This is a genomic window from Georgenia sp., assembly GCF_054605595.1.
Genome location: NZ_JBTSDU010000028.1, coordinates 1 through 26,443 on the forward strand (window position 1 = coordinate 1; position 26,443 = coordinate 26,443).

A 26,443-nucleotide genomic window follows, 5' to 3' on the forward strand; every position below is an offset into this window, starting at 1 on the left:
CGTCCCGGATGGCGCCGCCATCGAGGACGCGCCCGAGACCGTCATCGTCGTCGTCTCCACGCCGCGGGCCAGCGCCGAGGACATCGCCGCCGACGAGGCCTCCGCCGAGGCGGGCGCCTCCGCCGGCGTCACCGTCGAGGCCTGAGCCCCCACAGCAGCTCGTTGACGTACGCGCGCCCGGGCCACCACGGCCCGGGCGCGTCGTGCATGTACCGGCCCGCCGCGCGTCAGAAGGAGCAGCATGAGTCCGTGGCTCGTCGTCGGCCTCGGTAACCCGGGGGGAGAGTACGCCGGCAACCGGCACAACGTGGGCCAGATGGTGCTCGACGTCGTCGCCGGGCGGATGAGCGGCTCGTTCACCAAGCACAAGGCCAGGGCACAGGTGCTCGACGGCCGCCTGGGTACCGGTCCGGGGGGTGCCCCCGGGCCGCGGGCGATCCTCGCCAAACCCGGGTCGTACATGAACGTCTCGGGCGGACCCGTCGGCGCCCTGGTGCAGTTCTACGGCGTCGACGCGGGCCGGCTCCTCGTCGTCCACGACGAGCTCGACCTGCCCGTGGACACGCTGCGACTGAAGAAGGGCGGCGGCGAGGGCGGTCACAACGGTCTGAAGTCGATCTCCGCCGCGCTCGGCACCCGTGACTACGTCCGCCTCCGGGTGGGCATCGGGCGCCCGCCCGGGCGGATGGACCCCGCCGAGTACGTCCTGCGGGACTTCCCGGCCGCCACCCGCGCCGGCCTGGCGGTCACGCTCGAACAGGCCGCGGACGCCGTCGAGGACGTCCTGACGATCGGGCTGGAGCCTGCACAGCTGCGGCTGCACACCGCCGACGGGTACTGATGCCGAGGGCGTTCGTGGAGCTGCCGAGGCAGTCGTCGAGCGAGCAGGCTCCTGCTCGACCGTCAACGGCGGTTCGCCGCGACGGCTGCGACCGCGGCGACGTCCCGGGCAGCACGATCCCAGGAGTAGTGAGCGAGCCGCTCCGTCGCGCGTCGCGCACACTCGAGGTAGAGGTCGTCGTCGGCAAGCGCATCCACGATGAGGGCGGCGAGGTCACCGGGATCCTCCGACCGAACCAACCGTCCGCCGCTGGACTGGTCGATGATCTCGGGCATGGCGCATGCGTCTCGCCCGATGCAGGGCAGTCCTCGGATGAGGGCTTCGGCGAAGACGATGCCAAACCCTTCGAAGAGGGATGGCATGACGAACAGGTCGTGGCTGTCCATCAGGTCGTGGACAGCCTTAGGGGCCACCGTGCCGAGGAATCGCACTCCTTCGGGCACGTCCCCGCGCAGCGGCCAGTGGTCCGGCCCGGCGATGGTCAGTTCGATTCGGGGTCCCATTTCCCGCCTCAGCAGCTTGAAGGCACCGACGACCTGTGCACCGCCCTTCGTGTCGAAGTCCCGACCGACCATCAGGAGCCGCATGGCTTGACCGGAGCGCCGCTCGGGAAGAGCGTCGTCATCGCCGAGGGGCATGTTGATCCCAGGATTGACGACGTGGATCCGCGTGGGATCGACCCCTGATCTCTCGATGCTGCTTGCGAGCCAGGAGCTCATCGGCAGGAGGGCTGCGGCGCCCTCGAAGATGCGTTCCTGCCGGCGGTGGAGCTCCTCGATCCGACGACGACTCAGCGTTCGGAAGTGCGGGACGCCGCCCGGCCCGAATCGCTCGAGCAGGAGGGCATAGCTGAGGTCCTGCATGATGAGGTACGGCACATCTGTCGCTCCGAGATCTTGAATCTCGAGGACGACGTCCGGCCTAGATCGACTCACCTGGCGGCGCAGCTCTCGCTCGAGGAGGGTGATCGCGGCGCGAGAGTGGCGCCACTGCGACCGCCATCTCCCGTTCGATCGGCGCACCCCGGCAGCCCGGAGCGCGCTACGAACAGGAGGAGCAAGTTCCGGACCGACATCGACGACATCTGCGTGGCTCCGCAGTGCGTTGCGAAGCTGCCACGGGGTGCCGGACCACGTCGTGCGGGGCGTCGGTCCCCAGTGGCACGCCATCCCGAGACGTAGCATCACGCGGTCAGGGCCGGCCGGTGGTGGCCGCAGCGGGATACCACTGACCGCTTGACCGTGAGGCAGTTGACGACGACTTCGCCCGGGCGGTACGTGACGCGCGGCGCAAGCGGTCTCGGCGTACGCGGCACTGGCATGATGCAGTCTCCTGGCTCGAAACGATCTGCACGACTTCTGCGGTCAGTGCGGGATCGACAGTACCGTTCACGCCCTTTCGAGATGGCGAGTTCGGGAGGTCGATGCGTGGTATCCGATCTTCAGGCCGTGACCCCTTGGTCGGTGCCGGCACAGGAGACGCCTGAGGTCGCGGCGTGCCTGACCTGCGCTGGCGTACTCAGTGGCCGGGCGGCGGTGTCGCCCTCGCTCACCCTTCGTCTCACCCGCACTCACCCGCCGCGGCACTCGGATCCCCGCAATTCACCCGCCAAAGCCCCCCTTGCGACGTCTCGACCGCACAAGACTTGCGAATGCTCGGCGTGGCCGGGGTCCCCGGGCACGCCGGGGTATCGCGGCAAGGAACCGGCCGCGTGAGGAGCTGGAGGAGCCATGACGAGACTGGTGCGTGCGCGGCGGATGGTGGCCGCCCTGGCGGGCTCCCTGCTCCTCGCCCCCCTGGCGCTGTCCGTCGCGGCACCCGCGGTGGCCGCCTCGGACCCGTGCGGGCCGGAGGGCAACGAGATCTCCTGCGAGAACTCCAAGCCCGGGACCGACCCCGCGGTCTGGGACATCCAGGGAGCCGGTGACGGCGGCATCCAGGGGTTCTCCACCGACATCAGCGTCAACGTCGGCGGGAGCATCGACTTCAAGATCGACACCGATGCCGCCGACTACACGATCACGATCTACCGGACCGGCTGGTACCAGGGCAAGGGTGCGCGCGAGATCGACACGGTCGAGCCGTCCGCCACGCTGCCCCAGGTCCAGCCCGAGTGCCTGAGCGACCTCACCACCGAGCTCTACGACTGCGGCAACTGGGCCGTCTCCGCCACCTGGGCCGTCCCGGCGACCGCGGTCTCCGGCGTCTACGTGGCGAAGCTCCGCCGCCCGGACACCGGCGACGTCAGCCACATCACCTTCGTCGTGCGCGACGACGCCAGCGACTCCGACGTCTTCTTCCAGACCTCGGACACCACCTGGCACGCCTACAACACCTACGGCGGTGCGAGCTTCTACCAGGGCGCGGTCAACGGCCGCGCCTACAAGCTCAGCTACAACCGCCCCTTCGCCACCCGTGGCCTGTCCGCCGGGCGTGACTTCTACTTCGCCTCCGAGTACGCCATGGTGCGTTTCCTCGAGCGCAACGGCTACGACGTCAGCTACACCACCGACGTCGACTCGGCCCGGCGCGGAGAGCTCATCCAGAACCACAAGGTGTTCACCTCCACCGGTCACGACGAGTACTGGTCGGGTCCGCAGCGCACCAACATCGAGGCCGCCCGCGACGCCGGCGTCCACCTCGGGTTCTTCACGGGCAACGAGGCGTACTGGCGGGTCCGGTGGGAGAACGCCGCCGCCGGCGCCCCCACGCCCTACCGCACCATGACCTCCTACAAGGAGACGTGGGACGACGCGAAGATCGACCCCTCCCCGGAGTGGACGGGTACCTGGCGCGACCCGCGCTTCGCCGCGCCCGAGAACGGCGGTGGCCTGCCCGAGAACGCCGTGAGCGGCACCGCGTACATGGTCAACGACGTCGACCTCCCGGTCACCGTCTCGGCCGAGGAGGGCAGGCTCCGCCTGTGGCGCCACACCTCGCTCGCGTCGCTGCCGGCCGGCGGCTCCGCCGAGCTGGCCCCGCACACGGTCGGGTACGAGTCGAACGAGGACCTCGACAACGGGTTCCGGCCCGAAGGCCTCGTCCGTCTGTCCACCACCGTCGGACCCGTGCCCCAGTACCTGCAGGACTTCGGCAGCCGGGTCGCGCCGGGGACGACGAACCACAACACGACCCTGTACCGGGCCGCGTCCGGCGCGCTCGTGTTCTCCTCCGCGAGCATCCAGTGGGCCTGGGGCCTGGACCAGGTCCACGACGGTGCGGGCGCCCCGGCCGACCCGCGCATGCAGCAGGCGACCGTCAACCTCCTGGCGGACATGGACAGCCGGCCGACGACGCTGCAGAGCGGCCTCGTCGCCGCGACGAAGTCGACCGACACGGCGGGTCCGACCGTCACCGTGACGAGCCCGGTGGCGGGCCAGGAGGTGGCCAACGGCATCTCGGTCGTCGCCTCCGGGACGGCCACCGACGTCGGCGGCCGCGTCGCGGGGGTGGAGGTCTCCACCGACGGTGGCGACTCGTGGCACCCGGCCAAGGGCACGACGGCCTGGTCCTACACGTACGTCCAGACCGGGACCGGCACCGCACCGCTGCTGGTCCGCGCCGTCGACGACAGTGCGAACATCGGGACCCCCGCTCGGGTCGAGCTGGAGGTCAGCTGCCCCTGCAGCATCTTCGGCTCCACCGTCCCCAAGACTCCGGCGGTCGCCGATGACGGCGCCGTCGAGCTCGGGCTCCGCTTCAGCCCGCAGATCGACGGGTTCGCCACGGGTGTGCGCTTCTACAAGGGGACCGGCAACACCGGCCAGCACATCGGGTCCCTCTGGTCCGCCACGGGGCAGCGGCTGGGCAACGTCACGTTCACCGACGAGTCCTCGTCGGGCTGGCAGAGCGCCACCTTCACCACGCCCGTCCCGCTCACCGCGGGAACGACGTACGTGGTCTCCTACACGGCCCCGGTCGGCCGGTACGCCGCCGCCACGGACGCGTTCTGGTACCGCGGCCTGAACGCGAACCCGCTGAACGTGGCCGGCGGGTTCGGCGTCGCGGCGCCCGGCGTGTACGCCGGCCCCGGCACGTTCCCGGACTCGCGCTTCGGCTCGAGCCACTACTTCGTGGACGTCGTGTTCAGCACCGTCGACGACACACCGCTGACGATCGGTGCCCACGAGCCCCTCGGCGGCTCGACCAGCGTGCCGTGGTCCACGGGGATCGCCACGACGATGTCGAAGCCGGTCGACCCCGCCAGCGTGCAGGTCTCGGTGACCGCCGAGGACGGCACCGCCGTCGCCGGGCAGGTCGGCTACGACGTCGCCACGCGCCGGGCCACGTTCACACCGGCACAACCGCTCGCCCCGGCCACGCGGTACACGGTGGCGGTTGCGGCGGTCGACTCGCAGGGCCTGGGCATCAGCGGCGACGCGGGCTGGTCGTTCACCACCGCGGCGGCCGACCGCCCGGAGGGGGCATGCCCGTGCTCGCTGTTCAACGACACCACACAGCCCACCGTGCTGGAGATCCCGGACTCGAACGCCGTGACCCTCGGGGTGACGTTCACGGCCACGACTCCGGGCACGGTCAGCGCGGTCCGCTTCTACAAGGGCCCGGGCAACGTGGGCACGCACACCGGCGCGCTGTGGTCGGCCGGGGGCACCAAGCTCGCCGAGGCGACGTTCTCGGGCGAGAGCACCCAGGGCTGGCAGACGGTCACCTTCGCCACCCCGGTCGCCGTCGAGCAGGGCGTCGAGTACGTCGCCTCCTACCGCACCACGGTCGGCCGGTACTCCTACACGGCGGGCTCCTTCGGCGCCACGTACCAGCGCGGCCCGTTGACCGTCCCGCCGAACGGTGGCACGTACTCCTACGCTGACACCTTCCCCGGCGCCAGGACCTCCGGCAACTACCTCGTGGACGTCGTCTTCGAGCCCGACGCACCGGCGCCGGTCCTGGTCGAGGGTCTGCCTCGGGCGGGGGCGTTGGGTGTGGGGTCGGACGCGGTGGTGACGGCGCGGTTCGATGTGGCGGTGGCGGCCGGGGTGAGCGTGGCGGTGACGTCGGCGGCGGGGGCGGTCGCGGGGACGGTGTCGGTCTCGGCGGACGGCCTGGTGGTGACGTTCGCCCCGGCGGCCCCGTTGGCCGAGCGCACGCGGTACACGGTCGCGGTGACCGGGACCGGTGGTGCGGCGGCGAGCTGGGAGTTCGAGACGGCCGGGGCCGACGGGTGCCCGTGCACGCTGTTCTCCGGTGTGGTGCCGACGACGGCGTCGACGGCGGACGGCTCGAGGGTGGAGCTCGGTGTGCAGTTCACGCCGTCGGTGCCCGGGGTGGTGACCGGTGTGCGCTTCTACAAGGGGGCGACGAACACCGGGGCTCACACGGGGACGTTGTGGAGCGCGACCGGTGAGCAGCTCGCCACGGTGGCGTTCGTCGACGAGACGGCCACCGGGTGGCAGACCGCGTCCTTCGGGGAGCCGGTGGCGGTGGTGGCGGGGACGTCGTATGTCGTCTCCTACCTCGCACCCTCGGGTGGGTATGCGGTGACGAGCGACTACTTCGGGGTCGGTGGGGTGACGGTGGGTCCGCTCACGGCGGGCACGTCCAACGGGCGTTACACCTACGGCGGCGGGTTCCCGACGTCGTCCTACCGCTCCGGCAACTACTTCGTCGACCTCGTCTTCGAACCACGCGAACCCGCACCGGAGCCGCCGCCGGCGCCGGGCTGCCCGTGCACGCTCTTCGGCAGCCTGGCGCCCGCGGTCGCGTCGGTGCCCGACACGGACCTGCTCGAGCTGGGCACGGCGTTCACGTCTGCCGAGGTCGGGACGGTGACCGGGGTGCGGTTCTACAAGGGGCCGCTCAACACCGGGGTGCACACGGGCTCGTTGTGGACCGCTGACGGCACGCTCCTGGCGACCGTGGAGTTCACGGGTGAGACCGCCACCGGGTGGCAGAGCGCACTGTTCGCCGAGCCCGTGGCGGTCACGGCGGGCACGACCTACGTCGTGTCCTACCTGGCGCCCGGCGGAGGGTTCTCCAGGACCGACTGGTTCTTCGCGGCGGACCACACGGCCGGGCCGCTGACCGCACCGGCGGTCGGCAACGGTCGGTTCAGGTACGGCGGCGGGTTCCCGACCGGCACGTTCCGCGACGCCAACTACTTCGTGGACGTCCTCTTCGCAACTTCGTGACCGAAGTCCGCCGCTCATTCCTCAGACATCTCTCGCCGCCCGGCGGAGAATCGAGCCGCACCCGCCTGGGGCCGCACGCCTATGTCAGGAGACACGTTGACCGAGCACACGCCCCTGCGCGCCGCCGTGATCGGTGCCGGGTACTGGGGGCCGAACCTGGCCCGCAACTTCCGCAACCACCCCGACTGGGACCTCGTCGCCGTCTGCGACCTGGACACCGACCGGGCGCGGCGGGTCGTCGGTGCCCGCAGCACGGTGGAAGTCATGTCCGACACGGCCGAGCTCCTGGCCCGGGACGACATCGACGCGGTCGCCGTCGCGACGCCGGCGCACACCCACGCCCCGATCGCGCTGGCCGCCCTCGAGGCCGGCAAGCACGTCGTCGTGGAGAAGCCGCTCGCCGACCGCAGCGACCTCGCCCGGCAGATGGTGGACCGCGCCCGCACGCTGGACCGCGTCCTCATGGTCGACCACACCTTCTGCTACACGCCCGTCGTGCTCAAGATGCGCGAGCTCATCGCCGACGGCGCCCTGGGCGACATCCACTTCGTCGACTCGGTGCGCATCAACCTCGGGCTCGTCCAGCCCGACGTCGACGTGTTCTGGGACCTGGCCCCGCACGACCTGTCCATCCTCGACTTCATCCTTCCCGGCGGCCTGGCCCCCACCGGCGTGGCCGCGCACGGCGCGGATCCGATCGGTGCCGGGCAGTCCTCCGTCGGCTACCTCACGCTCCCGCTGCCGGGCGGCGCGATCGCCCACGTGCACGTGAACTGGCTCAGCCCCACGAAGATCCGGCAGATGGTCGTCGGCGGCAGCAAGCAGACCCTCGTGTGGGACGACCTCAACCCGAACCAGCGCCTGACGGTCTACGACCGTGGCGTCGACCTCGGCGAGCTCACTCCCGGGGGACGCAAGGCCGCCGCCAACATCTCCTACCGGCTCGGCGACGCCTGGGCGCCCGCGCTGCCCGAGCGCGAGGCGCTGGGCCAGATGGTCGGTGAGCTTGCGAGCGCGATTCGACAGGGCAGATCGCCGCGTACCAGTGGGTACGCCGGCGTGCGGGTGCTCCGCGTCCTTGAGGCGGCCACCATCAGCCTCGCCCAGTCCGGGCGCCTCGTGACACCCGAGACCGGCAACGACACCGGGGCACCCGGGTTCCCTCTCGACGAGCCCATCCCCGCCACGACGACCTCTGGAGTTCTCCGATGACCTCACTCGATGGTGCCCGCATCCTCGTGACAGGCGGTGGTGGCTTCATCGGCAGCCACGTGGTCGAGCACCTCCTCGCCGGCCCGGTGGCCCGGGTGAGGGTGCTGGACAATCTTGTGAACGGGCGCCGGGAGAATCTCCCGGCGCTGGGCGGTGACGCCCGCCTCGATCTTCGCGTGGCTGACCTCCGGGACCAGGAGGCGGTGACCGAGGCCCTCGACGGGATCGACGTCGTCTTCCACCTCGCATGCCTGGGGGTGCGGCACAGCCTCCACGACCCGGTGGAGAACCACGAGGTCAACGCCGGCGCGACCCTGTTCCTCCTCGAGGCGGCGCGCCGGGCCGACGTGCGACGATTCGTCCACGTGAGCTCCTCCGAGGTGTTCGGCACCGCCCAGTACGCGCCCATGGACGAACGGCACCCGACGTGGCCGGAGACTGTGTACGGGGCGAGCAAGCTTGCGGGCGAGGCGTATGCGAGAGCCGCTTGCCGCACCCACGGGTTCCCGGTGGTCGTCGTGCGACCGTTCAACACGTACGGTCCTCGGAGCCACTTCGAGGGGGACTCAGGCGAGGTCCTTCCGCGCAGCATCATCAGAGCCTTGTGCGGGCTGCCCCCGCTGATCTTCGGCGACGGGCAGCAGACGAGGGACTTCCTCCACGTCAGCGACACCGCGACGGGGCTCCTCGCGCTCGCGGCCTGTGACGAGGCCGTGGGTCGCACGGTGAACATCGGATCCGGCAGCGAGGTCACCATCAACGACCTCATGGCGCAGGTGGTTCGTGCCGCAGGTCTCCCCGAGCTCGAAGCTGTGCACATGCCTGACAGGCCGGGGGACGTTCGACGCCTCCTCGTCGATGCGAGCTACATGGCCGAGCTGACGGGGTTCCGCCCTGCTGTCGCACTCGAGGACGGCGTCGACGAGCTGGTCAGGTGGTTCGCAACACGACCACAGAGCCCGCGTGAGATGCTCGCACGGATCGAGGACCGCAACTGGACGGCGCCCCGACCTGAAGGTGTGCCCACGCGATGAGCGGCCGCGTCAACGTCATGCAGCCCTGGCTCGGTCAGGAGGAGATCGACGCGGTGGCCGCGGTCATCGCCTCCGGCTGGGTGGCCCAGGGCCCGCGCGTCGCCGCGTTCGAGGAGGCGTTCGCCGCCCACCAGCAGGCGAGCCACGCCGTGGCGGTGTCCTCCTGCACGGCGGCGCTGCACCTCGCGCTCGTCGTCGCGGGCGTCCAGCCCGGTGACGACGTCGTCGTCCCGTCCTTCTCCTTCGTCGCCACCGCCAACGTGGCCGTCCACGCCGGTGCCCGGCCGGTGTTCGTCGACGTCGACCCGTTCACCGGCAACGTCACCGCCGAGACCGTGGCAGCCGCACTGACGGACCGGACCACGGCTGTGATCGCCGTCGACCAGGGCGGCGTGCCCGTGGACCTCGACCCGATCCGGGAGCTGTGCGACCCGCGCGGGATCGTCGTGGTCGAGGACGCCGCCTGCGGCGCCGGCTCCACCTACCGTGGCCGGCCGGTGGGCGCCGGTGCCGACATCGCGGCCTGGTCCTTCCACCCCCGCAAGCTCCTCACCACCGGCGAGGGCGGCATGCTCACCACCTCGCACCCGGAGTGGGCCGAGCGGGCCCGCCGCCTGCGCGAGCACGCCATGAGCGTCTCCGCCGCCGCCCGCCACGCCAGCGTCCTGGCTCCCGCCGAGGAGTACGGCGAGATCGGTTACAACTACCGGATGACGGACCTGCAGGCAGCCGTCGGCATCGTCCAGCTGGGCCGGCTCGAGGAGATGGTCGCCCGGCGCCGCACGCTCGCGCGCCGCTACGCCGAGGCGATCACGGACATCCCCGGGCTGCGGGCCGTCACCGACCCGGCGTGGGGCGAGGCGAACTTCCAGTCCTACTGGGCCGAGGTGGGGTCGGAGTACCCGCTCGACCGTGACGGTCTGCTCGGCCACCTCGCGGCCGCGGACATCTCGGCGCGCCGCGGCATCATGGCCGCCCACCGGCAGCCCGCCTACCGCGACCGTGACACCGGCGGGCAGTCGCTGCCCGTCACGGAACACCTCACCGACAACACGCTCATCCTGCCGCTGTTCCACCAGATGACCGAGGACGAGCAGGGCCGCGTCGTCGAGGCGCTGTCCGCCGTCCCGGCGCGGGTCTGACCCATGACCCCTGCGCCGCCGCTGCTCCTCGTCGCCGCCGGTGGGCTGGCGCGCGAGGCGCTGGCCGTGGTCCGGGCGACGGGCACGCACGACGTCGTCGGGATCCTCGACGACGACCCCGCCCGACACGGCGGGGAGGTGGACGGCGCGAGCGTGCTCGGCGGGCTCGACGCCGTCGGGGACCACCCGGAGGCGGACGTGCTCGTGTGCGCGGGCAAGGGCCGGGTGCGTGAGCTGCTGGTCGCCCGGCTCACCCGGGCGGGGGTGTCCCCGTCCCGCTACGCCCGGGTGCGGCATCCCTCCGTCGACGTCCCCGCGGGGTGCGCCGTGGGTGCGGGGAGCATCTTGCTCGCGCACGTGGCGGTGACCGCCGACGTCACCATCGGCGACCACGTCGTCGTCATGCCGAACGCCACCCTCACCCACGACGACGTCCTTCGCGACTACGCCACCATCTGCGCCGGGGTCAGCCTCGGCGGGGCGGTCGTCGTGGGGGAACGGTCCTACGTCGGGATGAACGCGAGCGTCCGCGAGGGCACGTCCCTCGGGGCGGACACCACCATCGGGATGGGGGCCGCCGTCCTCGCGGACGTCCCACCCGAGCAGACGTGGGTGGGCGTGCCCGCCCGCCGGCTCCGGTTCGGCCGGGCCGCCGGCGCGCCGGCCATCCGCTCGCCCGCGGGGAGCGAGGTGTCGCGGTGAGGATCCTCGTCTTTCCGCACTCGATGGAGGTCGGTGGGAGCCAGAAGAACGCGATCGACCTCGCCACCGCGCTCGTCGGACGTGGCCACGACGTGGTGGTGTTCGGCCCCGACGGCGAGCTGGTCGACGTGCTCCGTGAGCGGGGGCTGACCTACCGGCCCGCGCCGACGCCGCGGTTGCGACCCTCGCCGGCGGTCATGCGGCGCCTGAGCGAGGTGGTCCGGGCCGAGCACATCGACATCGTCCACGCGTTCGAGTGGCCGCCGACGATCGACGCCGTGTACGGGCCCCTGGTCCGGCTGGGCACGCCCGTCGTGTGCACGATCATGTCCATGGCGGTGGCGCCGTTCATCCCCGCACGGCTGCCCATGACGGTGGGGACCGAGGCGATCGCCGCGGTCGAGCGCCGCCGGCGCCCACGAGTCACCGTGCTCGAGCCCCCGGTCGACACCCTGGCGGACCGGCCGATCGACCCGGCGGCGTCGCGGCTCGCCCACGGGATCGAGGCGTCCGAGCTCCTTGTCGTCGTCGTATCCCGGCTCGTCGAGCAGCTCAAGCTCGAGGGCATCCTGGCCGCGACCCGCGCAGCGGCGACGCTCGCCACCCACCTGCCGGTCCGGCTCCTGGTCGCCGGTGACGGGCCCGCGCGGCCCGAGGTCGAGTCCGCCGCGGTTCGGGTGAACGCGGCGGCGGGCCGCGAGGTCGTCACCCTCACCGGCAACCTCGCCGACCCCCGCAGCCTCTACGACGCCGCGGACATCGTCCTGGGCATGGGCGGCTCCGCGCTGCGCGCCATGGCGTTCGGCAAGCCGCTCGTGGTGCAGGGGGAGCGGGGGTTCTGGAGGCTCCTCGAACCGGCGTCGCTACCCGCCTTCCTCGAGCGCGGGTGGTACGGCATCGGAGACGGCCAGGACGGGGCACCGGCACTCGGCCGCATTCTCGCCGGGCTGGCCGACGCCCCGCGCGAGCGGGCCCGGCTCGGTGAGTTCGGCCGGCAGACCGTCCACGCCCGGTACAGCCTGACGGCCGCCGCCGCGTCGATGGAGGCGCTGTACGAGGAGGTCCGCGCCGCGCCCGTCCCACCGGGACGGACGCTGCCCGGGCTCGCCTCCTCGTTCGCCGCGGTGACCCGCCACGACCTCCGCCACAAGATCGCGCGGCGGCTGGGGCGGGCGGCGGCGGAGGACTTCAACACGCTCAACGCGATGACACGCACGTCGAGAGGCACGACATGACCACCACCGCCACCAGCAGCGTCCCCTTCGTCGATCTCGCGGCCCAGCAGGCGGAGATCCTCGCGGAGATCCGCCCCGAGATCGATCGCATCCTGACGACGGCGGCGTTCGTCGGCGGGCCGGGGGTAGCCGCCTTCGAGGCGGAGTTCGCCGAGTTCAGCCAGGTCCGCCACTGCGTGGGCGTCGCGAACGGGACCGACGCCCTCGAGCTCGCCTACCGTGCGGTGGGTATCGAACCCGGCCAGGAGATCCTCATGCCGGCCAACACCTTCGTCGCGACGGCCGGTGCGGCCGCCCGGATGGGTGCTCGGCCGACGTTCAGCGACGTCGACGAGGCGACGCTCCTCATGGACCCGGCATCGGTCGCGGACGTGATCACCCAGGGCACGGCCGCCGTGGTCCCGGTGCACCTGTACGGGCAGGCAGCTCCCGTCGAGCAGATCGAGCCGGTGGCGACCGCGCGGGGGGCGGTCCTCGTGGAGGACGGTGCCCAGAGCCAGGGGGCGACGCGCCACGGACGGGCGGCGGGTTCGCTCGGCGCGATCGCCGCCACGAGCTTCTACCCCGGCAAGAACCTCGGCGCCGCGGGCGACGCGGGTGCGGTCACGACGGACGACGAGGACCTCGCGAGGCAGGTGCGCCTCCTCGCGAACCATGGCAGCGAGGAGAAGTACGTCCACCGCGTCGCGGGCTTCAACTCACGCATGGACGCGATCCAGGCTGTCGTCCTGCGTGCCAAGCTCGCGCGGCTGGGCCGGTGGAACGAGTTGCGCCGGCGGGCGGCGGAGCGTTATGCGGAGCTGTTGTCCGACATCGACGAGGTGACGCTGCCGGGGAGCCTGCCGGGCAGCACCCACGTGTGGCACCTGTACGTCGTCCGGCTCCCGGACAGGGACCGCGTCCTGCGGTCGCTGCACGAGGCGGGCATCGGTGCCGCGCTGCACTACCCCGAGCCCGTCCACCTCACCGAGGCGTTCCGGCACCTCGGGTACGCCCGGGGCGACTTCCCGGTGGCCGAACGGGCTGCCGCGGAGCTCCTCTCGCTCCCGATGTACCCGCACATCGCGCCGGAGCACCAGGTGCGGGTTGCGGATGCGCTGCGCGAAGCCTGCGGGTCGCGTTGACCTCTGTGGGCGGGAGGACACCCCGGGCGGGCGACGCGGCGGTGCCACCCCCGGCAGGCGACGCGGGAGCAGCCCTCGAGGGGCAGATCGGTCGCAGTCTCGGCTGGAGCTTCCTCAACAACGCCGTGGGCCGGATCGGTTCGTTCCTCGCCAACGTCGTCGTCGCGCGCATCATCCTGCCCGAGGACTTCGGCGTGTTCGCCGTGGCGCTCGTGGCGCTCAACGTCATGCTCAGCATGAACGAGCTGGGCGTGAGCCTCGCGATCGTCCGGACCCCGGGCCCGGTCGCGCGGATCGCCCCCACGGTGAACACCGTGGCCCTGGCGTCGTCGGGCGTCATCTTCGGGCTCGCACTTCTCCTCGCGCCGGCGTTCACCACGGCGCTGGGGGCACCCGAGGCGACCGGCGTCGTCCGGCTCATGGCGGTCGGCGTGCTCGTCGACGCGGCGACGGCCGTGCCGGTGGCGCTCATGACCCGGGCGTTCATGCAGCGGCGCCGCCTGCAGATCGATCTCGTCGCATTCCTGGTGAGCACCCCCGTGACGATTCTCCTCGCCCTCGACGGGCTGGGGGCGTGGGGGCTCGCCTGGGGCGCGGTGGTGGGCACGCTGACGAGCGGTCTGCTCTCGGTGCTCTGGGCACCGGAGACGTACCGCCCCGGCTTCGACCCCGCAGTGGCCCGCGAGCTCCTGCGTTTCGGCCTCCCGCTCGCCGGTGCGAGCCTGCTCCTGCTCGTCCTCGTCAACGTCGACTACGTCGTCGTCGGGCGGATGCTCGGGACCACCGAGCTCGGTCTCTACATGCTGGCGTTCAACCTGTGCTCATGGCCCATCACGCTGGTCTCCACCGCGGTCAGGCGAGTGTCGATGGCCGCGTTCGCGCGGTTCAACGAACGAGGGGACGGCCCCGAAGGCTTCCGGCAGGCCACTGCTCTCCTCGTCGCCGTCGCGGTGCCGCTCTGCGCCCTGCTGGCGGTGTACGCGGAGCCGCTGGTGGTCTTCGTCTACGGGGAGAAGTGGCGCGCTGCCGCCGCCGTGATCCCGGCGCTCGTGGTCCTGAGCCTGGGCCGGATGGTCGTCGAGCTCACCTATGACTACCTGGTCGCCATCGGGCGCACCCGGGCGAACATGTGGCTGCACGCGGTGTGGCTCGTCGCCCTCGTCCCCGCCCTGGTCGTCGGGACGGGCGCGTGGGGCATCGTCGGTACTGCCGCGGGGCACGCGGTCGTGGTCGTCGTGGTGGTGGTCCCGCTGCTGGGCATCGTGCTGCACCGCGCCGGAGTGTCCGTGCTCGGGATGGTGAAGGACTGGCTGGCGCCGCTCGCGGGGGCGGCTCTCGTCTGGGGTTCGTCCGTGCTGCTCCTGCGTGCCCTCCCGGAGGGCTTCTGGCTGCTCGCGGCCGGCGGGGTGGCCGGGGCTCTGCTCTATGTCGCGATCGCCGGCCGGCCGGCGTGGCGGACGGCCAGGAGCCTGTTCGCGGACGGCGCCACGCGGTGACGTCGTCGCCGTGCGGCGCCCGCGGCGGACCTGCTCATGGCGTGCCCGCATGCGGCGGACCCGCGCGCGAGTGGGCTCAGGGCCCCGTGGCGCGGAGCGTCATCCGGAGACCGGCGATCAGCCCGATCCCGAGGAACAACAGGCTCACGACCTGCGGGAAGCCGAAGGCATCGAAGGTGGCGAAGCTGAAGGTGCCGACCGCCACCATGGCACCCAGCGCGAGTGACATGCTGCGGACGGTGGCATCGGTGGTCTGCTTCCGCAGCCGCAGCGCCGTGACGAAGGCGGCCCCGAAGAGCAGCAGAGTCGCGCACACGCCGATGATCCCGGTCTCGATGAGGAGCCCGAGGAACTGGTTGTCGAGGATCCGGTACCGGGGCAGGAACGTCGAGAACCCCCGCCCGACGATGGGGCTGCGTTCGATGAAGTCGAACGCGATGCCGTAGCTGTCCGTGCGTGACCGGGCGCTGCCGTCGGTCGATATGCCGGTGAACAGCCTGGTCAGGGTCCCGAGCATCCCCGGAACCGTGACGAACACGACCATGAGCACCGTGGTGATGGCCCCGAGCGCGACGAGGCGCGCGTGCCGGGTCCACGCCGACATGACGATGACGAGAGCGACGACCACGCCGACGATGGCGGAGCGCGAGACGGACACCGGGATGGCCAGCGCGATCGCGGCGACGGGGAGCCAACGCACGAGGCGACCTCGATGGGTGTCCGTCATCGCGACGTGCAGCGTGAGCGGGAGCAGCATGGCCAGCACCACGCCGAACTCGATCGGGTGCGTGGCGGTGCCGGCCGCGCGGACGATCCCGTTCCGGTCGTAGATGCTCGTGAGCGTGTTGTTCTCGCTGAGCCCCGGGATCTGGATGACGTCGATGACGGCATCGCCGGTGACGAACTGGACCAGCCCCAGCGCCGCCACGACGCCGCCGGCGATCGACAGCCGCCGGACGAGGGTGGTGACGTGCTCGAGGGGCGGGCTCTCGCTCGCAACCAGCACCACACCGGTCAGGGACAGGACGAGGAGGAGCCCACGGTCGGCTCCGGAGATCTCCTCGCCGGCGATCGGCCTGATCATCGCGGCCACGTAGCTCACAAGCACCGCGAGGACGAACAGCAGCATCGCGATGCGGATCGGCTGTGCCCTGCCGCCGACCCCCGTCGTCCGCTCGAGCCTGGTCAGGAGCCACAGCACGCCCGCCAGCAGGCCGACGATCTGCGACGGCGTCCCGGCCGCACCGAGCGGGGCGAACGTGAGGTTGGCGGGGACGTACATCAGGGCGGCGAGGTACAGGGTGAGGACCCCGGTCCCGGCGTCAGGAGGTGCGACCTTGCGCAGGTTACGTGCCGTACGCCCTTCGGGCCGAAGGGTGAACCCCGACACCGGCTGCGCCTCAGGCCTGTCGGGCGGGCGTGCGACGCCCCCGGAACTGCTCGGCCGGTACCGCCCCGGCACTCACGTCGGGGGAGGAGAACACACGCTCTTCGGGGGCGCCGGCGTCCGCGTGGTCGCCGACCTCCTCGCGAGGCGGAGTCGCCTCGGCCCGACGACGGCGCAGGCTGTCGATCGCCACGGTGAGCGCGGCGGTCAGGCCGAGGCCGGCGGCGACGACGACCAGGAGTGCCCTGATCAGGCCCTTGTACAGCGGGAGCGCCTCGGTGTCCTGCGCGATGACCGCGATCTCGAGCTGGGTCTGCGGGGGCGCGTCCACCGAGCTCTGCAGGACGCTGAGCTTCTCCGGGGCCAGCTCGACCACCCGGGCGAGGAGCTCGACCGCACCTTCGGGGCTGATATCGGTCGTCGTGACGACGAGCATCGGTCCGCTCCTCGACGCGTCCGGCTCGACGACGAACTCCGCCGCGCCACCCGGGGGCGTGACCTCCTCGACCGTCGACGGGTCGGACATGGCCCGCGCGAGCACGTCGGCGACCACCTGGAGACCACCGAGGGCGAGGTAGGGGTTGCCGCCGGTGTTCGGTGTCGATGTCGGAGGGATGACGAGGATGGAGGACTTCGCCTCGAACTCGATCGGGACGAGCCTGGTCGCACCGAAGCCCAGGAGCGCGGTGAGGACGACGCCGAGGACCACGACGAGCCATCGGCGCCTGATGACCGCCAGGAGGTCCGAGAACTGCACGCCATGCGCTCCTGTCGTTCTTGGTCCGGCCGACCGGGCACCGCCGAACCGGTGTCCGACCGCCGCTACACCCACCACGCTAGCGCGGGCGTGAGACGATCGGGGCCATGACGGTGTACGAACTGTTCACCTGCCTGATCCGGCGGTGGTACGTCGTGCTCGTCGGACTGGCCCTCACCGCCGGGGTGGTGCTCGGCATCAGGGTCCTGCCCGGGGTCTGGTTCGGTCAGGTGAACGTCGTCTTCCTCGTCCCGACCGAGGGAAAGTTCAACCCCCTGTCGGTCACCACGCAGTCCCTCGTCAGCACCGCGGGCGCCGTGGCGCGGGCGGTCGCGGGCCCCGACGCGCGCTACCAGGCGACGGCGGAAGGCGTCACGCTCCTCGACGAGGGCGTCGTCCACGGTCACTCGGTCCGCCTGCCGAACGCCGGTGGCCAGTGGGACTACCGGTTCGACGATCCGATCCTGGATGTGCAGGCCGCCGGTGCGACGCGGGTCGAGGCCGAGGCCGAGATGACCAAGGCCCTGGCACAGGTCGAGGCCGCGCTGAGCGGGCTGGAGGACCGGGCCGGCGTGCCTGGGCCCGACCGCATCCTGACGCGGTTGAACCCGGCCGAGCCGACCTACCGCTACGACGACGGCAGCCGGATGAGGGCGGTCGGTGCGGCCGGGCTGATCGGCGTGATACTCACCGGTGCCGCCGCCGTCGTGATCGACTCGCGTGGGCGGGCGCGGCGCGAGGGCGTCCATGTCCGTGCGGACCACCGACAGGACCACCAGGTCGCGGTCTGACGTCGGCGCGGCGCCGGGATCGGGCACCGCGTCCGGTCAGCCCACGCCGATGAGCTCCGCGATCTGGGCCGCCCGGGCGGCCCAGCTGTGCTGCTGGGCATACGCCCGCCGGCGGAGGCCGAGTGCCTCGTCCCCGGGTGCCTCGAGCTGCCGGACGGTCGCCGCGGCGAACGAGCCCGCGTCCGCGCAGATCGTGACGAGATCACGCGGCAGCATGTGCGAGGACGGCAGGTCCGTGACGACGGCCGGACGGCCCGCGGCGAGGTACTCCAACGTCTTCAGCGGGAAGCTGCTGCGGTTGAACGGGGAGTTCGCGTACGGGGTGAGGCCCACCGTGATCAGGCGCATGTAGGACGGCAGCGCCTCGAAGGGACGCGGCCCGAGCCAGCGCACGTTCTCGCGCGCGAACAGTCGCTCGGTCCGTTCGATCGCGAACGTCGACTGGCGGGGCCCCACGAGGAGGAGGGAGTGCCCGGTCTCGGCGACCCGCTCGAGCATCTCCAGATCGATCCGGTCCGAGAGGTGGCCGATGAAGCCGGCGATCGGCCCCGGGAGGTCGACATCGGTGGCCGGTGGCGTGATGTCGCTGCGCTCGAAGAGCTCGGCGTCGCAACCGTTGGGGATGACGCTCACCGCGCGGGCTCGCGGCTCCCACTTGCGCGCGAGCGTCTCCGAGACGGCGATGACGTGGTCGGCCTTCTCGAGCTGGTCCCGTTCACGCCGCACGAGCCAGCGGTCGGAGAGCGCCATGAGCTCACCGCCGGCCGCCCAGTCGTCCGTCCCGTACAGGACCCGCAGATCGGCGTCGCAGGCGTGGAGGACGTCGTCGAGCGAACCGACGACGAGGGCGCGGACCCGGGCACCGAGGGCGTGGGCCGTCCTCCTGATGGCGCGCCGCGTCGCCCATGCCGCGACGTCGCGCAGCACCGGTCGGCTCACTCCCGGGACCGTCCGCGGTGTCAGGCGGGCGATGTTCGGCGCGACCAGGCGCAGCGGCGGCTCGCCGCTCGCGGCGGCGGCCGCGGGGTTGCGCAGGCGCGAGAGCGGCGAGACCGGGGGGTCGACGAACAGGACGGGGACCCGCTCCGCGAGGTGGCGCGCGAGGTGCTTCTCCGACAGCGGCACCCCGTCCCATGACGTGCCGGAGGCGATGATCACGACCTCGTCCCAACCGGGCCGGAACGCGGCTTCATCGCTCATCTCATACTCCGATACGACGTGGTCGGCCCGTGCTCGGTCCCAGGTGAGGGGCGAGCCGGAGAGTACGTGCACCGGGTCCCGCCCAGGCACGGGGCGGGGTTCCGGGACTGGCGACACCATAGCGAGGGTGATGGCGGGCCGGGGCACGAACCGGCGCCGGCGGCGCGCCCGGACCCGCCCGAAGTCGGCGCCCAAACCGGTCTCGCGCGTCCTGCGCCGTGGGTACCCTCGCCGTAGCCGTGCACCTTCTACAACGTCCGGTTCGGCCGGCGCGGGAGCTGCAACATGAGTGGCACCACCGAGCCCGTGCTGAACGTCCTTGTCGTCACGTACCGGTCGCGCGACGTCATCGAGGACTGCCTGAGCGCACTCCCCGCGGCACTGGACGGGTGCGGACCGGTCCGCGTCATCGTGGTGGACAACCACTCGGCGGACGAGACGCCCGCGGTGGCTCGGCAGGCCATGCCCGGGGTCGAGGTGGTCGAGACGGGGAGCAACCTGGGCTACGCGGCCGCGATCAACCACGGGATCCGCGCCCTGGTGCGGCCGGACGAGCCGGTGCTCGTCCTGAACCCGGACATCAGGCTCGAGCCGGGCGCGGTGCAGCCGCTCCTGCGTGCCCTCGACGACGCCGCAGTGGGCATCGCGGTACCGCGGCTCGTGTCCGCCGCCGGAGAGACCGCCCCGTCGCTCCGGCGGGAGCCCTCCCTCAGGGGTGCGCTCTGCGAGTCCCTGCTCGGCGGTCGCCGTGCGGGCCGGGCCGGTCATGGGGAGCTCGTCGTGGGCGAGCGCGCCTACGCCCGTGCGCACGACGTCGACTGGGCGACGGGCGCGGCCTGGCTGATCTCGCCGCGGTGCCGCCGCGACGTGGGTGCGTGGGACGAGTCGTTCTTCCTCTACTCGGAGGAGACCGACTACGCCCTGCGAGCGCACGATGCCGGCTACCGCGTGCGTTACTGCCCGGACGCGGTGGCGACCCACCTCGGCGGTGAGGGGATGACGTCGCCGTCGCTCTACGCCCTCATGGCGCGCAACCGCGTGCGGCTGTTCCGCAAGCGCAACGGGCGGGTGGCCGCCCTCGCGTTCCGGGGGGCGCTCGCCGCGGGGGAGCTGCTGCGCTCGGTCCGCCCGAGCCGCACCCACCGCGCGGCACTGCGCGCGCTGACGCGCGGCGCCGTCGACGATCCCCGGCCGGCGCGCGGCTGGGTGTGCTTCGCCGCGGTCGACTGGTGGTACCACAACACCGCCCACTCCGAGCTCCAGCTCATGCGCTCGATGGCGCTACGTGAGCCGGTGCTCGTCGTGAACTCCATCGGGGTGCGCGCCCCTGTCCCCGGCCGGACGGGGCAGTTCAGCAGGCGGGTCATCCGCAAGGCCCGCTCCATGCTGCGGCGCACGAAGCACCCCGTCGCCGACCGGCCGAACTTTGCCGTGATGACCCCGTTCTTCCTGCCGGTCTACGGCTCCGGCCTCCTCGCCACCGCCAACGCGGCCCTCGTCCGCCGGCAGGTCCGTCGAGAGGCGCGGCGCCTGGGCATGGTCCGGCCCGCCTGCCTCGTGACCGTGCCGACGGCGGCGCCGATCGTCGAGGGGCTCGGGTTCCGGCACGTGATCTACAACCGGTCGGACAAGCACTCCGAGATGCCCGGCGTGAACCGCCCGCTGGTCGAGAGAATGGAGAGCACTCTGCTCCGGGACGCCGACCACGTGGTGTACGTGAGCCAGGAGCTCATGGACGAGGACCGGCAGCTCTCCGGTGACCGCGCCGTCTTCCTCGACCACGGGGTCGACCTCGAGCACTTCCGCCGGGTGGGGCGCGCACCCGCGCTCGCGGACGTCGACGGGCCGGTGGTGGGGTTCTTCGGCGGCATCAACGAGTACACCGTGGACGTCGCGCTGCTCAAGCGTGTGGCGCTGGAGGTCGACGCGACCCTCGTCCTGGCGGGGGACATCACCGCCGACGTCGACGGCCTGGTCGAGCTGCCGAACGTCCGGTGGCTGGGACACCGGCCCTACGCCGAGATCCCGGCCATCGGGTCCGCGTTCGACGTCGCCCTCATGCCCTGGCAGGACAACGAGTGGATCCGCCGCTGCAACCCGATCAAGCTCAAGGAGTACCTCGCCCTCGGGCTCCCGGTCGTCTCGACGTTCTACCCGGAGGTGGAGAAGTACGCCGGACTCGTCGGCGTCGCCCGGAGCCACGACGAGTTCATCTCCCTCGTGCGGACGGCGCTGGACGCCGCGCGCGGCGATGTGGACGGTCCACGGAGTCGGCGTGAGGCCGTCCTGACGGCGAGCTGGGACTCCAAGGCCGACGTCATCTCAGAACTGGCGCACACGTGACCGGGCCGGGTGCGACGTGCGGGGAGCAGGCATGACGGCGGGCCAGGACGGTGGTGCCACGCTGGGCGGTGCTGACCCCCGCTCGGCGGGGGCGGGCGCGGTGGATGAGATCGTCGCCGTCGCGACGCGCGACCCCCTGCACCCGGACACGTTCAGCGGCTACAGCCGCCGCCTGTTCACCGGAGTGACGGAGCAGGGTGTGCGGGTGGTGCCGATCCGGACCCGCGACCTGCGGTGGCACGACCTGGTCACGGGGGCGGTCTCGCCCGGTGCGGTCCTCCCCGGTCGACGGCGCAGTCGGAGCCACCCCACGATCCGTCCCGACTGGTACTGGTCCCGGCGTGGGTTCGACCGGATGTCGGACCGCTTCGCCGAGCGCCTCCTGGAGCTACCCGCGGGCCAGGTCGTCGTCCAGGTCGGCACGCACGTCACCGCCCGGACGCCGGGCACGAGGGTGATCCGCACCGAGAGCCCGTACGTGCTGTTCGTCGGCGCCGACTGGGAGCAGAAGGGCGGACCGCTCCTCCTCGAGGCGTTCCGCCTGGCGCGGGCGCGGGTGCCCGCACTGCGACTCGTCGTCGGGTGCCGGCCGGCCGCCGCCGAGCACATCGGCTCCCACTTCACGTGGCCACAGGTGTCCCGCGATCTACTCCAGGAGATCTCCCGATGACGACGCAGAGCCGGACCCGTAGCCTCGTGTGGCGACTTCGTGACAAGCTTTCGCCGACAGCGCGGGGCCGGGTGCGTCGCTGGGCGGACGTCGTGCTCGCGCCCGTCGGTTCCCTGGCCGGGGCGAGGACGGGCTCTCGGGCGGTCGGGCTCACCTTCGACGACGGGCCGGATCCGGTGGTGACGCCGGCGCTCCTCGATCTGCTCGCCGAACGGGACGTGCGGGCCACCTTCTTCCTGTTGACGAGCCGCGCCATCGCCCATCCTCGGCTCGTCACGCGGATGGTCGAGGCCGGGCACGAGGTCGCGCTCCACAGCGACACCCATGACCGGCTCACCCTGGTGGCGACCGGTGAGCTGCGCCGTCGTCTCGGCTCCGCACGCACGATGCTCGAGGATCTCGCGGGCAGGCGGGTGAGGTACTTCCGGCCGCCGTTCGGGGCTCAGTCGGTGCGGACCTACCTCGCCGCCCGCGCGTGCGGCCTGGACGTCGTCGTCTGGGGACCGTACGCGCAGGACTGGGTGGACGATGCGCCCGACGTGGTTGCCGCCAGAGGACTGGTGGGCCTCGAACCGGGTTCCATCCTGTTGCTGCACGACGGGCTCGTGGTGCCGCCCGGGAGCGTCCCCCCGACCTTCGACCGGATCGCGATGTTCCGGCTGCTGCTCGACGGTGCGGCGGAGCGGCGGCTCCGCGGAGGCACCGTGTCGGCGCTGGTGTCCGAGGGCTCACCCCGCCGGACGGCGTGGTTCAGGCCCTGATGAGCGGCCACGGTCCAGGCCCCCGTCGGAGGCACGGGGAAGGCGGACTCGTCTCGATCGACGGGCGACGCCCCCGCCGTCCCGGTCGTACCCGTGCCTGGATGACCCTCGCCGTGCTCGGCATCGCCGTCGCCCTGGGCGCCGCGTGGCTCCTGGGGCGGCAGGTGGGTGTGCCGGATCCCCCTGTCCACCCGGCGTATGCGGGAACGGCGGCATGGGCGGGCAGCGTGCCTGCGGTCGGAGTCCCGGCGGGGACCACCCTCACGCCGGTCGACGGGCCTGTCCGCCTCGACGCTGCGGGTGCGGTGCTGGAGGCCGCATCGGTCAGCGGCACCGTGATCGTCGCGGCACCGGGCGTCGTCATTCGCAACTCCGAGATCCGGGCGCAGGGCGCGGAGGACTACGGCGTCGTCGTCGAGTCAGGTGACGTCGAGATCCTCGACACCGAGATCATCGGGTTCGGGGCGGCCGTCGCGGGTGACGACTGGGCCGCGCAGCGCCTGAACATCCACGGTGCCACCTCCGACGGCGTCAAGGTGGGGAGCAACGTGGTGCTCACCGACAGCTGGATCCACGACCTCGCGCCGTCGGCGGACTCCCATGCCGACGGCGTACAGATCCAGAGCGGGGTCGAGGACGTCCTGATCCGCGGCAACATCATCGACGTCAGCACGGGCGGCACCAGTACGTCCGGCAACGCCGCGATCTTCATCGCACCGGACCTGGGGCCCGACAGCCCCGGTCCGGTCGTCGTCGCCGAGAACCTCCTCGACGGTGGCAACTACATCGTCTACTGCCTCGACGGCAGCAACGGACGATTCCGCATCGACGACATCCGGTTCATCGACAACAGGTTCGGCCGCAACTACCGGTACGGTCCGGCCGCGATCAACGTGGAGATCACGGACTCCGGGAATGTCTGGCACGACACCGGAGCCGCACTGGACCTCTGAAGGCGCGCAGACCGGCGAGCAGACCGCCTCAGGGGAGCTTGCCGACGCTCCTCGGGGGCATTCTTCGAGCCCTCGGAATGAACACGCAGGTCAGCGTGGTGGCGAGATCGTGCGGATGGGGAGAAGTGCCCATCTCTGCGCATGGGCGCTGCGCGCCCGGTCCCGCGCCGTCACGACGAACGCCCAGTTCAGCGGGCTGACGCCATGTCGTGCCCGGGAGAACAACCCGTCCCCTGTGGGGCATTTCACAGGGCGTCATGACGACCTGCGGTTATACCACATCGCCGCAGGTCGGGAACGCCACCGTGTTGCCCCGGCGGGTTCGGCACGCCTCCGCGTCACTTGATTGGGACAGGGATTTCCCGCAAACTCGACGTACAGATTGTTATGAAGTCGTTACCCGGCGGTCCTCGAGCACGGCAGTCAGTGTGCAGTCCCGCCGCTGTGACGCAACCAGATCTCCGACTCCAGGGAGTACCTATGCAGTTGACGACCAATACGCGTGCCCTCAGATCAGGAGCACTCAGCCGAACGGCCCTGCTGTTCCTGACCACACTCGTCGCAGTCGTCGCACTCTTCGCGGCCTCCGCCCAGCCCGCCCTCTCGTACCCGGAATCGTCGCAACCCGTCGGTCTGCTCACCAGCGATGAGCCCGGCCGGGTCAAGGCGTTCAACGACCGAAAGGGCGTCGAGGTCGGAATGCGGTTCACTGCGAAGGTTGACGGGGAGGCGACCGGCGCGCGGGCGTACCAGGCCGGCGAGGCCTCATCCAGCACACCGAGCACGGGGACTCTCTGGAATCGTTCGGGCGAGGCGGTCACCACCGCGAAGTTCACCCCGACGGACGGCAAGGGCTGGGTCTCCGTGACGTTCCCCAAGCCCGTCGAGCTGAAGGAGGGTCAGACCTACACCGTGTCGGTGTTCGCCCCCCGCGGCCGGTATGCCGCCACCAACGCCGACTTCTCCTCGTCCAAGTCCTCGGAGTTCCTCCGTGCCTCCGCGGACAGCGGCGTCTACAAGTACGACAGCCGCTCGGCCTTCCCGACCACGAGCTACAACTCCACGAACTACTGGGTGGACATCCAGTTCGTGCCGACCGCCCGGACCGAGACTGCCGAGCCGGCACCGACCGAGCCGACGACCGAGCCGACGACCGAGCCGACGACCGAGCCGACGACCGAGCCGACGACCGAGCCGACGACCGAGCCGACGACCGAGCCGACGACCGAGCCGACGACCGAGCCGACGACCGAGCCGGTATCGCCGACCAGCAGCGGTGAGCCTGGTGTGTCCAACACGGGTGTGCCGTCGGGTGTGTCGTTGTCTTCGTCGTCGGGTATGACGATCACGAGGGCGAACACGGTTGTCGACGGTCGTGACATCCGGGGCGGCATCACGGTCGAGGCTGACGGTGTGGTGATCAAGAACTCGAAGATCTCCGGCAGCGGGACCTATGGCGTCTACGTCCGCTCGGGCAGTGCGACGATCGTGAACTCGGAGGTCTCCGGGTTCGAGAACGCCATCGCCGGGGACAACTGGACGGCGCAGCGGGTGGACATCCACTCCGTGACGGGCGACGGTGTGAAGCTGGGCAGCAACGTCAAGCTGGTCGACAGCTGGATCCACGACCTGACCCCCGGTCCGGGTGCCCACGCCGACGGAGGCCAGATCCAGAGCGGTGTCCGTAACGTCGAGGTGCGCAACAACGTCATCGACGTCAGCGGTCCGGGTGGCAACGCCGCACTGTTCATCGCCCCGGACCTCGGTCCGTCCGCGCCCGGTCCCGTGGTCGTCGCCGACAACTGGTTGGACGGTGGCAACTACACCGTGTACATCCTTGACGGTGACTACGGCAAGTACTACATCGACGACATCCGCCTGACCGGCAACACGTTCGGGTCCAACGCCCGGTACGGGCCGCTGAACCGCAACGTCCCGGTCACCATGTCCGGGAACGTCTCGGCCGACACCGGCGCGCCGATCAACTAGCAGGACCCACCCAGGGGGCTGCGCACCGCAGCGCGCAGCCCCCTGGCTCGTGAGGTGTCCGGTGGGGGCACGTGCAGGCAGGGCCGCCCCACCGATGTTCCACGGCCGCACTCGCGGCCGTCTGCGGGGATGCCGCCCGACCGATGCGCAACAGCGGCTCCGCTCTCCGTGCCGACCTCATCGCCGAACGGGTCAACTTCGGCCGCCGGCGATCGAAGGTAACAAGCGAGTTGCGCACACCAATACGCCTGACTGGCGAGAGGGAGCACTGCACGACCATGACGACAACACAGGGAACCAGCAGGACCAAGAAGCACGGAATCATCACGGCGGGGGCAGCTCTGCTGCTCACCATCGGGGTGGTGAGTATCGGATCGTCCGAGCCGGCCGCCGCCAAGGGAGGCGTCATCGAAGGTGCCGGGAACGTGTTCCACGTGAAGAACTCCGTGAGCTCGGGTGTCGCGGACAAGGTGGTTGTCTACGGGAACTCGGGCGACACGGTGCTGGTGGGCGACTGGGACGGGGACGGGGTGGTCACGGTGGCCGTGCGCCGCGGGAACGTGTTCCACGTGAAGAACTCCGTGAGCTCGGGTGTCGCGGACAAGGTGGTTGTCTACGGGAACTCGGGCGACACGGTGCTGGTGGGCGACTGGGACGGGG

Annotated in this window: 19 protein-coding genes and 1 pseudogene; 16 read left to right on the plus strand and 4 right to left on the minus strand. The window is 71.5% G+C overall.

Annotated features, from left to right (window positions below; genetic code table 11):
• Nucleotides 1-241: 241 nt before the first annotated feature.
• A complete protein-coding gene (pth, locus tag ACYC1Z_RS05460) occupies nucleotides 242-841 on the plus strand; it encodes an aminoacyl-tRNA hydrolase (RefSeq protein WP_461408528.1) in 600 nt (199 codons plus the stop codon).
• 62 nt (nucleotides 842-903) lie between these two features.
• Here pth and ACYC1Z_RS05465 read toward each other — a convergent pair whose 3' ends face one another.
• Nucleotides 904-1,776, minus strand: a complete 873-nt coding sequence (locus ACYC1Z_RS05465; RefSeq protein ID WP_461408529.1) for a glycosyltransferase family 4 protein — start codon at nucleotides 1,774-1,776, stop codon at nucleotides 904-906.
• A 795-nt stretch (nucleotides 1,777-2,571) separates the two neighbouring features.
• Here ACYC1Z_RS05465 and ACYC1Z_RS05470 point away from each other — a divergent pair.
• The 8 genes from ACYC1Z_RS05470 (at nucleotide 2,572) to ACYC1Z_RS05505 (ending at nucleotide 14,932) form a co-directional block, all read left to right on the plus strand.
• Nucleotides 2,572-6,987 (plus strand): DUF4082 domain-containing protein, encoded by a 4,416-nt coding sequence (locus ACYC1Z_RS05470; RefSeq protein WP_461408530.1) that lies wholly within the window; start codon nucleotides 2,572-2,574, stop codon nucleotides 6,985-6,987.
• A gap of 81 nt (nucleotides 6,988-7,068) precedes the next feature.
• Nucleotides 7,069-8,199, plus strand: coding sequence for a Gfo/Idh/MocA family protein (locus ACYC1Z_RS05475; RefSeq protein ID WP_461408531.1), 1,131 nt, complete (start codon nucleotides 7,069-7,071; stop codon nucleotides 8,197-8,199).
• Nucleotides 8,196-9,233, plus strand: a complete 1,038-nt coding sequence (locus ACYC1Z_RS05480; RefSeq protein WP_461408532.1) for a dTDP-glucose 4,6-dehydratase — start codon at nucleotides 8,196-8,198, stop codon at nucleotides 9,231-9,233. Before ACYC1Z_RS05475 ends, ACYC1Z_RS05480 begins: the two co-directional genes overlap by 4 nt.
• Nucleotides 9,230-10,375, plus strand: a complete 1,146-nt coding sequence (locus ACYC1Z_RS05485) for a DegT/DnrJ/EryC1/StrS family aminotransferase (protein WP_461408533.1) — start codon at nucleotides 9,230-9,232, stop codon at nucleotides 10,373-10,375. The genes ACYC1Z_RS05480 and ACYC1Z_RS05485 overlap by 4 nt, the downstream gene beginning before the upstream one ends.
• A 3-nt stretch (nucleotides 10,376-10,378) precedes the next feature.
• On the plus strand, nucleotides 10,379-11,077 hold the full coding sequence (locus ACYC1Z_RS05490; protein ID WP_461408534.1) for an acetyltransferase: 699 nt from the start codon (nucleotides 10,379-10,381) through the stop codon (nucleotides 11,075-11,077).
• Nucleotides 11,074-12,312, plus strand: a complete 1,239-nt coding sequence (locus ACYC1Z_RS05495; RefSeq protein ID WP_461408535.1) for a glycosyltransferase — start codon at nucleotides 11,074-11,076, stop codon at nucleotides 12,310-12,312. Before ACYC1Z_RS05490 ends, ACYC1Z_RS05495 begins: the two co-directional genes overlap by 4 nt.
• Complete coding sequence (locus tag ACYC1Z_RS05500; protein ID WP_461408536.1) at nucleotides 12,309-13,436, plus strand: DegT/DnrJ/EryC1/StrS family aminotransferase; 1,128 nt, start codon at nucleotides 12,309-12,311, stop codon at nucleotides 13,434-13,436. Before ACYC1Z_RS05495 ends, ACYC1Z_RS05500 begins: the two co-directional genes overlap by 4 nt.
• 41 nt (nucleotides 13,437-13,477) lie before the next feature.
• Nucleotides 13,478-14,932 (plus strand): oligosaccharide flippase family protein, encoded by a 1,455-nt coding sequence (locus ACYC1Z_RS05505; RefSeq protein WP_461408537.1) that lies wholly within the window; start codon nucleotides 13,478-13,480, stop codon nucleotides 14,930-14,932.
• 76 nt (nucleotides 14,933-15,008) lie between these two features.
• Here the strand turns inward: ACYC1Z_RS05505 and ACYC1Z_RS05510 are convergent, their stop codons facing one another.
• Entirely contained in the window at nucleotides 15,009-16,322 is a 1,314-nt protein-coding gene (locus tag ACYC1Z_RS05510) for an O-antigen ligase family protein (protein WP_461408538.1), read from the minus strand.
• A 10-nt stretch (nucleotides 16,323-16,332) separates the two neighbouring features.
• Nucleotides 16,333-17,076 (minus strand): hypothetical protein, encoded by a 744-nt coding sequence (locus tag ACYC1Z_RS05515; protein WP_461408539.1) that lies wholly within the window; start codon nucleotides 17,074-17,076, stop codon nucleotides 16,333-16,335.
• A gap of 107 nt (nucleotides 17,077-17,183) precedes the next feature.
• On the opposite strand from ACYC1Z_RS05515, the gene ACYC1Z_RS05520 reads away from it, so the two are divergent.
• Nucleotides 17,184-17,867 (plus strand): hypothetical protein, encoded by a 684-nt coding sequence (locus tag ACYC1Z_RS05520; protein WP_461408540.1) that lies wholly within the window; start codon nucleotides 17,184-17,186, stop codon nucleotides 17,865-17,867.
• Nucleotides 17,868-17,903: 36 nt separating this feature from the next.
• On the opposite strand, the gene ACYC1Z_RS05525 is transcribed toward ACYC1Z_RS05520, so the two are convergent.
• Nucleotides 17,904-19,067 (minus strand): glycosyltransferase, encoded by a 1,164-nt coding sequence (locus tag ACYC1Z_RS05525; RefSeq protein ID WP_461408541.1) that lies wholly within the window; start codon nucleotides 19,065-19,067, stop codon nucleotides 17,904-17,906.
• 285 nt (nucleotides 19,068-19,352) lie between these two features.
• Between ACYC1Z_RS05525 and ACYC1Z_RS05530 the strand changes: the two genes are divergently transcribed.
• From ACYC1Z_RS05530 to ACYC1Z_RS05555, 6 genes and pseudogenes are all read left to right on the plus strand, one after another.
• Nucleotides 19,353-21,410, plus strand: a complete 2,058-nt coding sequence (locus ACYC1Z_RS05530; protein WP_461408542.1) for a glycosyltransferase — start codon at nucleotides 19,353-19,355, stop codon at nucleotides 21,408-21,410.
• A 31-nt stretch (nucleotides 21,411-21,441) separates the two neighbouring features.
• Entirely contained in the window at nucleotides 21,442-22,080 is a 639-nt protein-coding gene (locus ACYC1Z_RS05535) for a hypothetical protein (protein ID WP_461408543.1), read from the plus strand.
• Nucleotides 22,077-22,841 carry a polysaccharide deacetylase family protein gene (locus tag ACYC1Z_RS05540; RefSeq protein ID WP_461408544.1) on the plus strand — a complete coding sequence of 255 codons (765 nt, stop codon included), beginning with the start codon at nucleotides 22,077-22,079 and terminating at the stop codon, nucleotides 22,839-22,841. Before ACYC1Z_RS05535 ends, ACYC1Z_RS05540 begins: the two co-directional genes overlap by 4 nt.
• Nucleotides 22,842-22,942: 101 nt before the next feature.
• Nucleotides 22,943-23,794, plus strand: a complete 852-nt coding sequence (locus tag ACYC1Z_RS05545; RefSeq protein WP_461408545.1) for a right-handed parallel beta-helix repeat-containing protein — start codon at nucleotides 22,943-22,945, stop codon at nucleotides 23,792-23,794.
• A 480-nt stretch (nucleotides 23,795-24,274) separates the two neighbouring features.
• Complete coding sequence (locus tag ACYC1Z_RS05550; RefSeq protein ID WP_461408546.1) at nucleotides 24,275-25,783, plus strand: DUF4082 domain-containing protein; 1,509 nt, start codon at nucleotides 24,275-24,277, stop codon at nucleotides 25,781-25,783.
• Nucleotides 25,784-25,926: 143 nt separating this feature from the next.
• A pseudogene (locus ACYC1Z_RS05555) lies at nucleotides 25,927-26,443 on the plus strand (hypothetical protein); the annotation flags it as partial.

What these genes read in the sequence shown, in the direction of transcription:
- pth (WP_461408528.1), top strand. Translation starts at nt 242, where the DNA reads ATGAGTCCGTGGCTCGTCGTCGGCCTCGGTAACCCGGGGGGAGAGTAC.
- ACYC1Z_RS05470 (WP_461408530.1), top strand. Translation starts at nt 2,572, where the DNA reads ATGACGAGACTGGTGCGTGCGCGGCGGATGGTGGCCGCCCTGGCGGGC.
- ACYC1Z_RS05475 (WP_461408531.1), top strand. Translation starts at nt 7,069, where the DNA reads ATGTCAGGAGACACGTTGACCGAGCACACGCCCCTGCGCGCCGCCGTG.
- ACYC1Z_RS05480 (WP_461408532.1), top strand. Translation starts at nt 8,196, where the DNA reads ATGACCTCACTCGATGGTGCCCGCATCCTCGTGACAGGCGGTGGTGGC.
- ACYC1Z_RS05485 (WP_461408533.1), top strand. Translation starts at nt 9,230, where the DNA reads ATGAGCGGCCGCGTCAACGTCATGCAGCCCTGGCTCGGTCAGGAGGAG.
- ACYC1Z_RS05490 (WP_461408534.1), top strand. Translation starts at nt 10,379, where the DNA reads ATGACCCCTGCGCCGCCGCTGCTCCTCGTCGCCGCCGGTGGGCTGGCG.
- ACYC1Z_RS05500 (WP_461408536.1), top strand. Translation starts at nt 12,309, where the DNA reads ATGACCACCACCGCCACCAGCAGCGTCCCCTTCGTCGATCTCGCGGCC.
- ACYC1Z_RS05520 (WP_461408540.1), top strand. Translation starts at nt 17,184, where the DNA reads ATGACGGTGTACGAACTGTTCACCTGCCTGATCCGGCGGTGGTACGTC.
- ACYC1Z_RS05525 (WP_461408541.1), bottom strand. Translation starts at nt 19,067, where the DNA reads ATGAGCGATGAAGCCGCGTTCCGGCCCGGTTGGGACGAGGTCGTGATC.
- ACYC1Z_RS05530 (WP_461408542.1), top strand. Translation starts at nt 19,353, where the DNA reads ATGAGTGGCACCACCGAGCCCGTGCTGAACGTCCTTGTCGTCACGTAC.
- ACYC1Z_RS05535 (WP_461408543.1), top strand. Translation starts at nt 21,442, where the DNA reads ATGACGGCGGGCCAGGACGGTGGTGCCACGCTGGGCGGTGCTGACCCC.
- ACYC1Z_RS05540 (WP_461408544.1), top strand. Translation starts at nt 22,077, where the DNA reads ATGACGACGCAGAGCCGGACCCGTAGCCTCGTGTGGCGACTTCGTGAC.
- ACYC1Z_RS05545 (WP_461408545.1), top strand. Translation starts at nt 22,943, where the DNA reads ATGACCCTCGCCGTGCTCGGCATCGCCGTCGCCCTGGGCGCCGCGTGG.
- ACYC1Z_RS05550 (WP_461408546.1), top strand. Translation starts at nt 24,275, where the DNA reads ATGCAGTTGACGACCAATACGCGTGCCCTCAGATCAGGAGCACTCAGC.